General features: G+C 24.2%; 13 protein-coding genes and 1 pseudogene. 2 read left to right on the forward strand and 12 right to left on the reverse strand.

The features are described from left to right. Positions 1-14 precede the first annotated feature (14 nt). The 7 genes and pseudogenes from deoC to MCORR_RS01020 form a co-directional block, all read right to left on the reverse strand. Positions 15-676 (reverse strand): annotated as a pseudogene (gene deoC / locus MCORR_RS03960) (deoxyribose-phosphate aldolase). An 8-nt stretch (positions 677-684) separates the two neighbouring features. Continuing rightward, positions 685-864, reverse strand: coding sequence for a hypothetical protein (locus tag MCORR_RS03985; protein WP_219818474.1), 180 nt, complete (start codon positions 862-864; stop codon positions 685-687). A gap of 328 nt (positions 865-1,192) precedes the next feature. Beyond that, entirely contained in the window at positions 1,193-1,714 is a 522-nt protein-coding gene (locus MCORR_RS01000) for a hypothetical protein (RefSeq protein WP_146063410.1), read from the reverse strand. Positions 1,715-1,927: 213 nt separating this feature from the next. Next, entirely contained in the window at positions 1,928-3,538 is a 1,611-nt protein-coding gene (locus tag MCORR_RS01005) for an ATP-binding cassette domain-containing protein (RefSeq protein ID WP_181021197.1), read from the reverse strand. A gap of 321 nt (positions 3,539-3,859) precedes the next feature. Then, a complete protein-coding gene (locus MCORR_RS01010; protein ID WP_104207758.1) occupies positions 3,860-5,416 on the reverse strand; it encodes an ATP-binding cassette domain-containing protein in 1,557 nt (518 codons plus the stop codon). 11 nt (positions 5,417-5,427) lie between these two features. Continuing rightward, complete coding sequence (locus MCORR_RS01015; RefSeq protein ID WP_104205981.1) at positions 5,428-7,032, reverse strand: ABC transporter ATP-binding protein; 1,605 nt, start codon at positions 7,030-7,032, stop codon at positions 5,428-5,430. Positions 7,033-7,186: 154 nt separating this feature from the next. Continuing rightward, positions 7,187-9,415, reverse strand: coding sequence for a class III lanthionine synthetase LanKC N-terminal domain-containing protein (locus MCORR_RS01020; protein WP_104207759.1), 2,229 nt, complete (start codon positions 9,413-9,415; stop codon positions 7,187-7,189). Between the two features lie 190 nt (positions 9,416-9,605). On the opposite strand from MCORR_RS01020, the gene MCORR_RS03755 reads away from it, so the two are divergent. Then, positions 9,606-9,758 (forward strand): hypothetical protein, encoded by a 153-nt coding sequence (locus MCORR_RS03755; RefSeq protein ID WP_181021198.1) that lies wholly within the window; start codon positions 9,606-9,608, stop codon positions 9,756-9,758. A 705-nt stretch (positions 9,759-10,463) separates the two neighbouring features. Here the strand turns inward: MCORR_RS03755 and deoD are convergent. From deoD to MCORR_RS01035, 3 genes are all read right to left on the reverse strand, one after another. Continuing rightward, a complete protein-coding gene (deoD, locus tag MCORR_RS01025; protein WP_104205978.1) occupies positions 10,464-11,171 on the reverse strand; it encodes a purine-nucleoside phosphorylase in 708 nt (235 codons plus the stop codon). A gap of 238 nt (positions 11,172-11,409) precedes the next feature. Beyond that, on the reverse strand, positions 11,410-12,213 hold the full coding sequence (locus MCORR_RS01030) for a pyrroline-5-carboxylate reductase family protein (RefSeq protein ID WP_104205977.1): 804 nt from the start codon (positions 12,211-12,213) through the stop codon (positions 11,410-11,412). 73 nt (positions 12,214-12,286) lie between these two features. Then, positions 12,287-12,592 carry a winged helix-turn-helix transcriptional regulator gene (locus MCORR_RS01035; RefSeq protein WP_104207760.1) on the reverse strand — a complete coding sequence of 102 codons (306 nt, stop codon included), beginning with the start codon at positions 12,590-12,592 and terminating at the stop codon, positions 12,287-12,289. 114 nt (positions 12,593-12,706) lie between these two features. On the opposite strand from MCORR_RS01035, the gene MCORR_RS01040 reads away from it, so the two are divergent. Then, on the forward strand, positions 12,707-13,303 hold the full coding sequence (locus MCORR_RS01040) for an FMN-dependent NADH-azoreductase (RefSeq protein ID WP_104207761.1): 597 nt from the start codon (positions 12,707-12,709) through the stop codon (positions 13,301-13,303). Between the two features lie 49 nt (positions 13,304-13,352). Here MCORR_RS01040 and MCORR_RS01045 read toward each other — a convergent pair whose 3' ends face one another. Continuing rightward, positions 13,353-13,631 carry a hypothetical protein gene (locus MCORR_RS01045; protein WP_104205974.1) on the reverse strand — a complete coding sequence of 93 codons (279 nt, stop codon included), beginning with the start codon at positions 13,629-13,631 and terminating at the stop codon, positions 13,353-13,355. Positions 13,632-13,636: 5 nt separating this feature from the next. Beyond that, positions 13,637-15,067 carry a F0F1 ATP synthase subunit beta gene (gene atpD / locus MCORR_RS01050; protein ID WP_104207762.1) on the reverse strand — a complete coding sequence of 477 codons (1,431 nt, stop codon included), beginning with the start codon at positions 15,065-15,067 and terminating at the stop codon, positions 13,637-13,639. Between the last annotated feature and the right edge of the window lie 9 nt (positions 15,068-15,076).

The following is a 15,076-nucleotide window of genomic DNA, read 5'->3' on the forward strand; positions in this document are numbered from 1 at the left end:
AAAATACTAGTAATCTAGTATCCTTTTTGATGTTCTTCACCTTTAATAATAGCTACACCACCACTAGTTCCTAAACGTGTTGCGCCATTTTCACTCATCTGAATTGCATCCTGATAAGTTCTAACCCCACCAGCTGCTTTAACTTGAGCATTATTTCCAACTGTTTCTTTCATTAGTTTTACATCTTCAAAGGTTGCTCCTGAAGTTGAAAAACCAGTTGAAGTTTTAACAAAATCCAGCTTTGCTTGAACAGCTAATTCACACGCTTTGATAATTTGATCTTTGGTTAATAAACAATTTTCCATTATACATTTTACAATTTGTTTTCCAGCAGCGTTTTTAACTGCTTTCATATCATTCAATACAGTTTCATAATAACCATCGATTAAAGCACCGATGTTAACAACGATATCAATTTCTGTTGCTCCATTTTTAATTGCATTTTTGGTTCAAATGCTTTAACTTCGCTTGAACTAGCACCTAATGGAAAACCAATCACATTAGTTATTCCAATATTTGAACCAATCAAAATCTTTTGTGCTAATGGAGTTCAATATTCATTAACGTAAACTGTAGCAAAATCGTATTCGATTGCCTCATGACACAACTTGATAATTTCAGATTCAGTTGCATCAGATTTTAATAAAGTATGATCAATACATTTATTTAATTTCATTTTTTCCTTTAAATTTTCAATAATATTTTTAATTCTTGATAAATTCTTTCAACTTTAGTTTGTGCTAGTTTTTCATTGCTATCAGCCCCAACAAAATAAATTTTTAATTTGGGTTCAGTTCCACTTGGGCAAACTGCAAATCATGAATTATCATCTAGATAAAATTTCAACAAATCTTGTCCAGGCATATTATATAAACCATTAATATAATCTTCAGTATTGATACCTCTAATCCAGCAATTTTTTTAATTCCATTTGTTCTTAATCACTTCATTAATGGTTTAATTTTCGCAGTCTTTTCTTCAAGTTTAAAATTAAGGTTTGCAGTATAGGTAAAGTATTATCCATACTTTAGGTATAACTGATCAAGATAATCTATCAAAGTTAAACTCTTTTCTTTATAATACCAACAAGCTTCAGCAATCATAATTGAAGCTTTTTTAATCATTTTTCTAACGTATTGGGCGCGAATACCATAGGTATTCATTATTCTTAGAATCTTTTTATGACTAATAGTTATGCCTTTTCGTCTAGGGCCTTATCTATTTCTCGATAGCCAAATTGTTTTAAATTTTCATCAAAAACCTTTTTAATTTCTTGTAAACAAATTTTATCCTTTTCATCAAAAACAAAATTTTTGTATTTATCCCAATAAGATCTTTTTAATGCTAAAACATCTAACATTAAAGATAATTTATAATTTTTAAGATTTTCTCTGATAAACATTACTTTGAACCTTCTTGGCTTTCCAAGAAGTCAATGAACTTTTTTTAGAACTTCATACCTCTCTTTATAATTTTTTTCATCTTTTTTTCCGAAACCCTTTTTCTGTTTTACAATTGTTTCATGATTTTTATACTTATGCTTTCAAGTTTTTATAGTACCTGATGGTATTTGAAATTTTTGCGAGGTTGAATTAATTCCGTTTTTTTCGCGTTCTTTAAGAACCTCATTAATAAATTCAATTGTATATTTATTATATTTTTGTCCTTTTTTTCCCATAGTAAAAGAACCCCTTTCTTTTAAAGTATTATACAAGTTTTATTTTGTACTTACTTTTCGGGGTTCAGTCTATTATAGGCGTTAATTTTAGCATTATAATTGTAGTTTTATTTTAACTGATTCTATATCTTTTATTTAAAAATTATTTCAATTGATCCATCTGGACGAACAATAATTCTTTCAATTTCAAGTTTGGGTTGTTTTTGAGCGAAAAATATCATTTTTTATAGCCTCCTTTCAATATCAAAATTAAATTTGAATAACTTTATCAAACTTTAATTTATTTTCTTCTTCTATTGAGTGAGAAATAAATAAAATTGTTTTATCAGAATTTAAAATTATTTCTTCAATTAATCTGCGATTATCGATATCTAAATTAGCAGTTACTTCATCCAAAAATAAAAGGTCTTTGTTTCTAAGTAAAACTCTTGCTAAAGATAATCTTTGCATTTCTCCAGACGAAATATTTTTATTTTCACTATTAATCATCATATTTAAATCACTACCATTTTTTTCAAATCACTTAAACATGTTGGTTTTTTTTAAAGCATTTAAAATATCATTTTCTTCAATAGTGTCATCAAATAGCGTTAAGTTATTTTTAAGAGTATCATTAAAAAACAATGGGTGTTGATTAAGAAAATCAATAAATTGAAATAAAGATCTATCATTTATTTCATTATAATTTATTTTTTTATTATCATTAAAATAAATTTGTCCAGAAAAATCTTTTACTCTTTTCATTAAAATATTAAATATCGTTGATTTACCAGCTCCTGACTCTCCAATGATTAATATCTTTTCATTTTTTTTAATATCAAATGATAGATCATTAATTATTTGTTTGTTTTCAATGCTATACTTTAAATTATTAATTTTTAAATTTTGAAAGTTTATTTTACTTATTTTAGCTTCTTTATTGTTAACATTAAATTTCTTTGCTAATTCAGTATGAGAAAAAAATGAGGTAAGATTTGTAATAATATTAGAAAATTGAATTACAAAAGAATATGATAGTGGTTCAATTGATAAAACCATTAATGGCCCACCTTTTATTATTCATTCATAAGATGAAGATAAAATAATAACAGCCACTATAACAGCAAATTTTACAAAGATAATAAAAGAGTGCATAAATAAAAGCAATTTATTAATTGTTAGTGTTTGTTTTTGTTTGACATTCTCATATTTTAACCCAGTTGTAGTTATTAAAGTTTTTAAAATATTACTTTTGTTACTTGCATAAAATTCTTCATAGCCATTCATCAAATTTTCTGTTCTACTAATAAAATCAGCAGAAGAAAGTGAAGAATTAATAATATTTTTAGTAATTCTTTTTTTCATAAAATAAGGTACAATTATAAATAATAAAGAAAAAAATATTGTAATCAATAATACTATTCAACTAATAAAAGCTAAGGCAATAAATGTGAAAACAATGCTAAAAAATGAATCTAAAAAAATAAGAAATAATGAATAAACTCCACTTTCAATATTTTCCACATCATTGTTAATTCAAGATAAATATTCTCCTTTTTTATTTTCATTAAATTCTTGCAAATTATAAGAAAATATTTTTAAAATAACGATATTTATCAAATCGATTTTAATTTTTTTGCTTAAATCAGTTTTAACAATTGTATTAATGTAGCTACAAAATGCTGATATTAAGAATAGTGTTATAGTAAATAAGGATAAATAACCTGCTTTTGTAAAATCTGAAATAGGTGGTACAGCATTTTTTAACACCATCCCTAATGAATATGTTGATAAGACGACACAAATATTTTGAATAATACTTAAAGTAATATAAATAGCTAAATGACCTTTATGGTTTTTGAAAAGAATTATTTTTTTCATTTTATTCCTCCACATCTAATTTTTTAAATATTATCACAAATTAAAATAAAATGAGTAATAATATAATAATAAGGGTGCATAAATATTATTTTTTTGACTTTTTTATTTAGTGTGTAAATTAAATTAGTGAAGATAAACAATAGTTAAAAATATATAATTGTTTTATGAAGTTAATTTGAGAAGTTGTTCAGGTGAAATTGATGTTTGTCATGACAGTCTTACTTCAAGCTTCTAAAAAATATGTTGAAAAATAAAAGCCAATGATGTCATTTAAAAACTTGAGAAAAACAGACAGTTCGCTCAAGTTTTTTGCATTTGAAATTATATTGTGATTATTTGATTAATTTTACTTTGATTTTCTTTGCTTAAATTATGACTTATCATAACAACAATTTTATCTTTTTGATTTAAAATGATATTTTCAATAATATATTTATTTTCTTTGTCAAGATTAGAAGTAGTTTCATCAATCAATCATATTTGACGATTTAAATATAATGCTCTAGCTAAACCAATTCGTTGTTTTTGACCACCAGAAATTTTATCACTATCCCCACCAATAATTGTGCTGTGATCAAAATTAGCAATAGAATCCAATTGAATTAATTTTAAAATTGCATTAATCCTGTCTATATCATAATGATCGCTCAAAGCTATATTAAAACCAACAGTATCATCAAATAAGTATGTATTTTGTTCAACATAACTGATGTGATTTTTAAAATCATAAAAATTTTTATTATCAATGATTTGATTGTTAACTAAAATGACTCCTTGATTAATATTTTTAAAACCAACAATTGTTTTTATTAGTGTGGTTTTTCCAGCCCCTGATTTTCCGCTCAATAAATATTTTTGGTTAGCTTTAAAATCACATGATAAATTGTTAATAATTGGTTTTTCATTATAACTAATACTAATACCTTGCAAACTAACTTCTTCAACCTTTTTAAATTGATTACCACTAGAAATATTCAACTCATTTTCTAAATTGAATTTTCGATTAATTGAATTAGTTGAAAACAAGTTAGCTGTTGATTCAAAAACTCCAATTAACTCATTATTGAAATTAGTAAAAATTGGAATGACAGCAATAAATTCTGCAGCAGTTATTTGTTTTGAATATAATAAATAAGCATTTAAAATTAAACATATACATCAACTTAAGCGATTATTTAACCCAAAAGGAATTGACCATTTAAATTGTTTACAAATAAATTTAGCGTGGTTTGTTTCAAATTCATCATTAAAATTATCTAATTTTTTTTGAAATATTTTGATTTTAGAATTAGAAAACATTAATTGGAAGCCTTTTAATAAGTTATTTAATTTATGAACATAGCTAGCATTATTAAGTGATATTTTTTCAACTCACCTCATTAACATTGTTCCTGCATAAATTGAAATAAGTAAAGTAATTATGCTAAACCCAAAACTAGCTCCAAATAAAATTGGGGAGATATAAATTAACATCCCTGCTGCTACAAGAATAGTTATTGTATTTTCAATTAATACAAAATAAATAGAATATCGAATTCTTATCATTTTCGCATCATTCATAAAATTAGATTTATATTCATTGAATTTCATATCTTCAAAATCTTGAAATGAATGATTAACTATATAAGTGGTAATTTTACTTTTATAATTTAGCATCATTAATTTTAAACATTTATTTTTTAAATAGTCTTGCAGAATTTTAGAAGATAACCACACAATTCATAAAATTGGATAAATTGCTAAAATTAAAACTGTTTTTATCAAATCAGAGTTTGTTTTACCTAAAAAAGAAATGATAAATGATAAAAATAAATATACTGTACTTTGAAAAATAATAAGTAAAGCAGTAAAAAATACTAATATTTTAAATTTTTTCATAAATTTCCTTTCTAATTGGTATTTAGTTTAATTTCATGGTCCAAATATTGATAATTTTCTTTTAATAAATCGTGGCTAATCATAATAATCATTTTATTTCTTTGAGTTAAAATAATCTTTTCAATTATCTCTTTATTTAATTTATCTAAATTTGAGGTGTTTTCATCAATTATTCAAATGGGTTTATCAGTATACAAAGCTCTTGCTAAACCAATTCGCTGTTTTTCACCCCCAGATAACTTATCATTTTCTCCACCTAAATTGATTTGATCATTTTTAGCAGTAATTTTTAGTTGTGGTAATTTGATTAAATCGAGAATTTGATTAATTTTGTTTACATCATATTCTTCATCTAAAGCAATATTAAAAGCCACTGAATCATCAAAAAGATAGGTATTTTGATCAATATATGCTATTTGGTTTTTTAAATTTGGTAAGTTTTTATCATCTATGGTTTTGCCATTGATTTTAATGTTACCCTCACTTATTTGAGTTAATTGAATTAGGCTTTTAACTAATGTACTTTTGCCTGTTCCACTAGGCCCACTTAATAAATATTTTTGATTAAGTTCAAATTTTTGATTAAAGTTTTTAATAACAACTTTATCACCATATTTTATTTGAACGTTTTCAAATTCAATCGTTTGAACTTGTTCGGATTCAAAGTTGAACTCAAGATTATGATTTTTATCATTATATTTATTAAAAATATTTTTAGTTGAATTAAAAACTGCCAAATTTTGTAAAAAACTTACAATTGAATTAATTAAATTTATCGATAATGAACTTATTGCGATACTTTCACCTAAAGTTATGATATTTTTTATTCAAAGATAAATAGTTATAATTGTTATTAATATTGTTGAAAAATAATTACCTAACTTTAAAAGTGTATTTAAAATATTTTTTTGATATTGATTAGTAAAATCCTTAGTTTCATAATCTGTATTAACTTTATTCATTTTATCTTTGAATAAATTGATTAAATTATTTCCAAAAATAATCTGATACCCATGAAGAATAGAATTTAAATTTTTATTATATAAATGATTATTTTGAGAAAAATTTTCCTGGTTTTTTCTTAGTTTTTTATTTCAAAAATTATAATTTAAAAAAATAAGTAAACTAATAACCACTACAATTAAAACAACTCACAAATAAATAAAATCTTTTTTAGTTAAAATATTATAGATGATAATCCCAATGGCTGTGATCATTTCAATTGATAAACTAAAAAAATTGATTGCTATGGCGTATCGGTTTTCTCTAATGATTTCAGCATCATTAAGAAAAACAGCTTCAAAATCTTGGACTTTATCAGTTCTTAATAATTCAGTAGAATTATTTACTAAATAATGATTTATTCTCATTTTGTAATTAAAAATTAAACGTTTTCATAATCTTTGCTGAAAGTAACCGTTCATCATCGTAAAAAAGTAATAAATTAAAGTAAGAGCTACTATAATGGATAGAATAATTATAATTTGAACAAATGGAGTTTCTTTTTCTAAAGAATTGCCAATAAAAGAAGTTGAATATGATGAAATCACCATCAAAAAACCTTCACAAAAAGCTAAAAAAATAACAAATGATAAAATAACTTTATATTTTTTCATAATAATCTTCCTTTTAAAGTATTATAGACTTTAAAAAAATGAAATGTTGGAAATCTATTATTAAATAGATTTTTTGCAGTTTTAAAACATAAACAGCATACTACATTTTACAAAATCATCAAAATATAATACCCTTCAACAACTGCTACTTATTTTATATTTTTAATTCTATTTTTATAAAAATTAATATCATTTTCAAAGAAAATAAAACTCCTAAAGTTCCGAATGAAAAATCATTAGAATAAACTGATTTATCTTTATTTAAAAAATAAATAAAATTTTTATTCTTTATCTCCATTAATTCAATTTCTTTGATAATTTTAATTAAATAATCAGTATTATTATTTTTGTTTAATATTGTGTTTGCTAATGCAAAACCCGCTAAGCCATTCGATAAAGAACTTGAATTTGAATTTATAATTAAAGAACATTTTAAAATTTGATCAAACTTTGTCTTATTATTTTCAATTATTTTTGAAGGAAAGAAATTAAAATTTAAAACGAAACCTGACATACCTTCAAAAAGTCCCGGTTTTAAATATAAACCGTCTCTAATAAGATAGAGATGGTTGTATTTTACTGTCTTCTGCAAAATAATATCTACATATATTTCAATATATTTAAATACCTGTTCTTTTGGTTCTATTTTATAATATAAATTTAAAAACATCATTTTTAAATAAAATAAATGATTTATTTTAATATTATTTTCGTGATTTTGACTTTGATTGAAAAACACAATTTTATCAAAACTTTCAAATATTCAATTTTTTAAAAAATTTGTGTTTTCTTTTATTTTTAAATAATGAAAGCATAATATGCAACCAAGTAAAAGAATATCTTTTTCAGAAGATACACTTATTATTTTTTTTATGCTGCATTTTTCATATTTTTCTAAAAAATTTATGTTACTAAATAAAAAATTTTTATTTATAGAGAAGTTATTAGTTATTTTTAATATAATGTCGAAAACGTTTTCCTCTTTTTGTATATTGAGATTGCCTGTAATTGCTTTAAATAAGAGAGTGTGTCTTTTATTTAAAGTAGTGAGTTTTATGTTTTTTTCATAAAATTCAATTTTATTTTGAAGTAAGTAAAAAATATCCATATTTTGTAATTCTTCTTCTAAAATCTTATGTACTTTTTTTAATTTTGCTTTAGATTTAATAACCAAATTTAATATTATTTTTTGAATATTTTTTGAAAAATCAAAATCATTGATTATATCTGAAATTATTTTTTTAGAAGAAGATTTATTTTTTAAATATGAACTCTTATTTTTAAACATATTAACGAATATGCAACCCAACGAATACAAATCTCTATTGTTTTTATTCAAGCCAATTTTGTAATTAGAATAATTACCGTATATTGTGAAATGTTTTTTCTTTTCATTTTTAAAATATGCATGGTCAAAATCTATTAGATAAACATTATTTTTACTGTTTAATAAAATATTTTCAAGACTAAAATCTCCATGAAATATTTTATTTTTGCGCATTTCTTGATAAATTAAAAAAATTTGAAGAAAAATTTGAAGAGCAAATTTTTTATAATTATATGTGTCGATATATAAAATTGAATTAAAGTTTTTAAAAAAACAGTTTCTGTGATTTATAACATTACTTAATTTTTTGGCTTCAATGTATTCTTCAACTATAAAGAAATTTTCTCATTCTCAAAAATAATCAATTAATTTAGGAATTGCAGTCAAATTTTTAATTTTTTCTCTTATTTTTATTGAATTTTTGGCGAAGAAAATAGAATCACGATTGTTAGAATCAATATTAGTATATGGTCTGTATTCCTTTACAATAATTTTTTGATTATTAAACTCGCCTAAATATATATTCCCCGTACTTGACTTATGTAAAATTGAAATAATTTTATAAAGTTTATTGATTTTTTTGAATTCGTATTTATTGTATTTTAAAAACAACTCATCAAGCTTTTTATCTTTTTCAAATACTTTGTAATAATTTTCAGAATTTAATAGTATTTTATTTTTTTTATAATAAAAATAAGGATCTCCAAATTCATTTAATAAAATTCTTGGATAAATAGCTCCAAATCTATAATATATTACTTTAGAATCTTTATATCTTTTGTCTGTATAAATGTATGGTCCATTAGCCTTTTTAGAATCTATTAAGATATAAATATTTTCAATGTTATTAATAAAAGATTTTTTTGAATTGAAATAAATAGTTATAAATTTTCCTAATTGCTCTTGCCTACTTTTTTTACTTAATGAATTTAAGAGAATTTCTGAATTTTTTAAAATTTTAAAATTTAATGAATTAATTTTACAATATCGAATTATTGTCTCACATAAATAATTTGAAGATAAAATATCACTAGAAATATGAATTTTTCATCCCATTATTATATTTTTTTATCATCAATACAGCAAGATTTAAAGTAAAATAAATCTTCCGTATAATTTATATTAAATTTATTTAAAATTTTTTCATAAGAATGTGTTTTCATAAATTCCTTTTTTATATTTTATACCATAATATGAATTATATTTTAAAAAGTATTATAATATCTACTAAGAAAGGGGGGATAATATGAATAATGTTCTTGATTTAAATAATTATGAGTTTTTTAACGGTATTGATCCTAATAACTCTTTAATTCAAACTGATATCGAAAGTTTCTGAATTTCTCTTAAATGTACAGTGATATGTAATATACCCAGAGAATCAGAAAAATCAGAATAATTTAGAATTATAAAAATTTTTAAATACTTTATTAATATTAATTATAATCATTACAACTGTAGAACTTATGTAATACTTAAATCATAAGATTTGCAGTTTGTCAATTTAAAAAGGTAGTTTAAATTATTGAATTACTAGAAAGCACTTCATAGTTTTATGGAGTGTTTTTTATTTTTATTCTTTTAAAGTTATAATAGTCTGTATATTAAAAATCTTTATTCCTAATAGATTCAAAGTTTTCAGTTTGAAAATTTTGCAATCATTCATTTTTTCAACTGCTAAAAAAAGTTTCACCTTAATCTCTCTTACTTTATTTTTTAATCTCACTATTTCATGATTTTTGTGCTCTAAAGAGTTTTTCTCGCAGCACAATTCTTTAATCTCATTATTTCGACCTTTCCTATTAGTAATTTTATAAATGTAGTTTTTTCTGTTTATTTTTTAATCTGAACACCATCTTCTAACAGTACAATAACGAAAAAATATTTTAATAGCCAACAATCTAAAAGTTAATTAAATCTTATAGCGATCATTAATAATTTGCATTTTTTCTTCAAAGGATTTAATATTTGATTTTTTACATTTAATATTGTCTATAAAAAAATCTCCTTTAGTTAAAATATTAGCAAGAATATATTTTTATTCTTGAAATACTATACTTAGGAGATTATATTCACACCAAAATTAATGGTTCTACAAATAAATTTATTTTAATTTTAAAACCGATTCTAAAGCTAATTCAACCATTCCCATAAAATTGTTTTGGCGATCATCAGCGCTTGTTTCTTTGTGTGTAATCAAGTTATCAGATACAGTTAGTAAACATGCTGCCATTTTTTTAGTTGTAATAGCATTTGTAAAGAGCGCAAATGATTCCATTTCAACAACATCAAGGTTATGTTTAATAGTGAACTCTAAAGAACTATCTTCTCTATAAAATACATCAGATGAATGAATTCTTCCAGATAATATTTTTTGACCTTTTTCTTCAGCTGTTTCATTGATAGTTTCAAATAAATTTCTTGAAGCTTCAATTACTTCACTATCAATACCTGCAGCAACTTTTGCATATGTGCTTTCACTATAAGCTTCTTTAACATTATAAATAGAATATAAATCAATATCAGCTTTATAACTTCCAGCAGATCCAATTCTTATAATTGCATCAACATCATAAAATTTATATAGTTCATAAGAATATATTCCAATGCTTGGGCAACCCATACCACTTCCCGCAACAGTTATTCTTATTCCTTTATAATATCCTGTATACATAAACATGTTTCTTACATCATTTACTAATCTGACATCTTGTAAAAATTTTTCAGCAATAACCTTAGCTCTTAATGGGTCTCCTGGCATAAGCACAAACTTTGCAATGTCTTCTTTTTTTGCTTTAATATGTGGTGTCATCTTTTCTCCTGTCTTTATATAATAAATTATGAATTAAAAAATAGAGTAATTATAAAAAATAATGAATTTTATTTTAGATCAATAATATATTTCTTAAAAACTAGCTTGATTTCCTACTTAGCAAGTTTTAAATCAAAATTTTAATAATAAAATTATCTTTTTTATTAAAATAAATTTACCTGTTATCCGCCTAATTTTATTGGTCTGTATATTCATTTATTTAAAACCTTAAAATGTTTTATAATTTTTTTGCTTTTTGATCAGCTGCTTTTAAAGCTTTTTTAACTATTTTTTCAAATTTTTCACTATCAAGTATTTTTTGACCTTCAATTGTTGAACCACCAGGAACACAAATCTGATCTATTTTCTTTCTTAAATCTAATTTGGGATCAGATACATTTAAAATACTTCCTATAATAGTTTGTTTAATTATTTCAAAAGATTGTTCTTTTGAAAAACCATTTTCAGTTGCATATTCTGTCATAGCTTTATAAAAAGATATCACATAAGATGGCGAACAACCAGAAATCGCTGTGAAAGTACCAAACTTATTTTCATCAATAATTTCTACTATTCCACAATTTTTAAATAAATTTTTTGCAAATTCTAATTGATCTGCAGAAGCATTGTTTGTAGCCAATGCAGTAACTGATTTTTGAATTGAAGCATTCATATTTGGCATCATTCTTATTATGCTAATTGTTTTACTTTTTTGAAAACTTTTTTGTAAATCTGATATTGAAACTGCATTGGCCATGCAAATAACTGTTATATTTGCCAAATTTAGATTATCGATTTGTTCACAAAGCTCTTTTACATCAATTGGTCTAACCCCAATTACTATACAATTAATTTGAAGTTTTTTAATATCTGATATTTCAGATATAGATTTAAGATTTGAAATTTCATTTAAAGCTTTTTGTTGCACCTCTTTAATTGCATCAAATCCATAAACTTCTATATCTTCTTTGTTATTTTGCAAAACACCCTTAACTAGTGAAGCACCCATATGCCCTAGCCCAATAAATAAAACTTTTTCCATAAAATCCTCTTTCTTCTTTTCTTTTAATTATAATGTCTACAACACAAATAACTTTTGATTCCTTATAAATAAATTATTTTTTAATATTTTTAATTCCTCATTCAGTCATTTGATCTAATATTGGTTGTAAACTTTTTCCAAGATTAGTTAAAGAATATTCTACTTTAGGTGGTACAACTGGGTATACTTTACGCTCAACTAAATTATTTTCTTCTAAGAATCTCAAGTTAGAAGTCAAAACCTTTTGACTGATACCAGCAATTTTCTTTTCTAATTCATTGAACCTTTGAGTTCCTAAAGTTAATTCTCTTATTATTAAAATTACCCATTTTGATTTAATAAAATGTAAAGTGTATTCTAAAGGGCAGAATTTTTCCATGGTTTTACTTTCTTTTTGGTAAGTATATAACAATAAAGTGTGTACTTACATTTTTGTTTACTTTGTATTATTATATACTTGTATGAAGAAAATACAAAATAGAAAGTATTAAAAATGAAAAAAATATTAGTTATAAACGCAAGTGTTTCGCAAGAAAATAATTCAGATTCACTTGAAATGTCAAAATTATTTGTAAGTGAATATAAAAAACTTTATTCTGGTGATCAAATTATATATTTAGACTTGAATGAAACATCAATGGCTCAAAAAACTTTAACAAGGAATAATATTCAAACTTTTTTTAATCAAGAAGATTCTTTTAAGTTTATAGAACAATTAAAAACAATTGATAAAATTATTTTAAATTTTTCTATGATTAACTATAGCATCCCTGCAATATTAAAAAACTTTATTGACCATATTACAGTTGCTAATCTTTCTTTTACTTATAAAGGGTCAAAAGATGGAAAAGCTATTGGTATGTTGTCAAACATTGAAAATGTTCAATTATTAGCAACAAAAGGTGGAACAGATACACCAAACGGAGCTTTTACAGATTATGTTAAAAACATTTGAGAATTTTTAGGTGCCAAAGTGACTGTACCAATTATTAATGAAATGATGGACATGCCACCTTATAATGAACAAACTTCTTTAAAAAATATTGAAAAGGTAAGAGATGACATTTTAAAGGCTGCAAGACTTTTCTAAAACACTAAAGTTGATTTTAAAAAATACCACTACAAATTAGTGGTATTTTTTAAATGCGATCGCCTTTTTCGTTAACTTCATAAAGTCTTTCAGTAATTATTTTGCATTCATCTTTTTGAATGATTGCTAACCCTCTGTGTAAATGTATATATCTGATTTTGCCATTTTTTTTGTAATTCATATTCCCAATTTTTAAAGCACTAATCATGGGTTCCATATTGGCTAATACACCAATTTCACCATCAGTTGTTTTTAAATTGATAATTTCAACTTCTTCATTATCGATGAATTTACCATTAGGAGTATTGACTATTAATTTAATTAACATAATAATTAAACTTTCCCTTTGCTTTTTTCAAACTCAGCAATAACATCTTCTGCAGTTCCTTTATACATAAACATCATTTCTGGTATATGATCAAGTTCACCATCAAGAATCATTTTAAATGATCTTACAGTATCACTAATTTTAACAAAGGTTCCTGGTCTACCAGTAAATTTTTCACCAACAAAGAATGACTGAGATAAGAATTTTTTAACTCTTCTAGCTCGGTTAACAATTAATTTATCTTCTTCACTTAATTCATCCATTCCTAAAATAGCAATGATTGATTGAAGTTCTTCATATTTTTGTAAAGTAGATTGCACTTTTAAAGCAACATTATAATGCTCTTCTCCAATAATTTCTGGGTCTAACATTCTTGATGATGATGTTAATGGATCAACAGCAGGATAAATACCTAAACTAGCAATTGAACGGTCAAGAACAATTTTTGCATCTAAGTGAGTAAATGTTGTAGCAGGAGCTGGGTCAGTTAAGTCATCAGCTGGAACATAAACTGCTTGAACAGAAGTAATTGAACCTTTGTTAGTTGATGTAATTCTTTCTTGCAACATACCCATTTCAGTTGATAAAGTAGGTTGATATCCAACAGCTGAAGGCATACGTCCCAATAAAGCTGAAACTTCACTTCCTGCTTGAGTAAATCTAAAAATGTTATCAATGAATAATAAGACATCCATATTTTTTTTATCTCTAAAGTATTCAGCAATTGTCAAACCAGTTAATGCAACACGCATACGTGCTCCAGGAGGTTCATTCATTTGACCAAAAACTAAACTTGTTTTATCCAAAACACCAGCTTCAATAAACTCATGATAAAGATCATTTCCTTCTCTAGTTCTTTCACCAACCCCAGCAAAAACAGAAACACCTGAGTGAGCTTTGGCAATGTTATTTATTAATTCTTGAATAAGCACAGTCTTACCAACTCCAGCACCACCAAATAAACCTATTTTCCCACCTTTTGCAAATGGAATAATTAAATCAATAACTTTAATACCAGTTTCTAATATTTCAGCATTCGTAACTAATTCTTCATAAGCAGGGGCCGCTCTATGAATTGGCATTCTTGATCCAGTAAATTCGGGCTTTTCATCAATAGCATGGCCAGTAACATTAAACATTCTTCCTAAAACACCTTCACCAACTGGGGCTAAAATTGGACTTTGAGTATTAATTACTTCAATGCCTTTTGCAAGACCTTCAGTTGGACCCATAGCAATTGTTCTAACAACTTCATCACCAATATGCTGCTCTACTTCTAAATAAAGTTCTACACCATTATTATCAACTATTAAAGCATCATAAATACTTGGAATATTATCTTCATTAAATTTAACATCAACAACAGGGCCCAAAACTTGGAAAACATATCCTGAAGTATTTTTTAATGTTGTTTTTTCTATTTTTTTATTTGCCATGTATTTCTC

Source organism: Mesoplasma corruscae (assembly GCF_002930145.1).
In the GTDB taxonomy this organism is placed as follows: domain Bacteria; phylum Bacillota_I; class Bacilli_A; order Mycoplasmatales; family Mycoplasmataceae; genus Entomoplasma; species Entomoplasma ellychniae.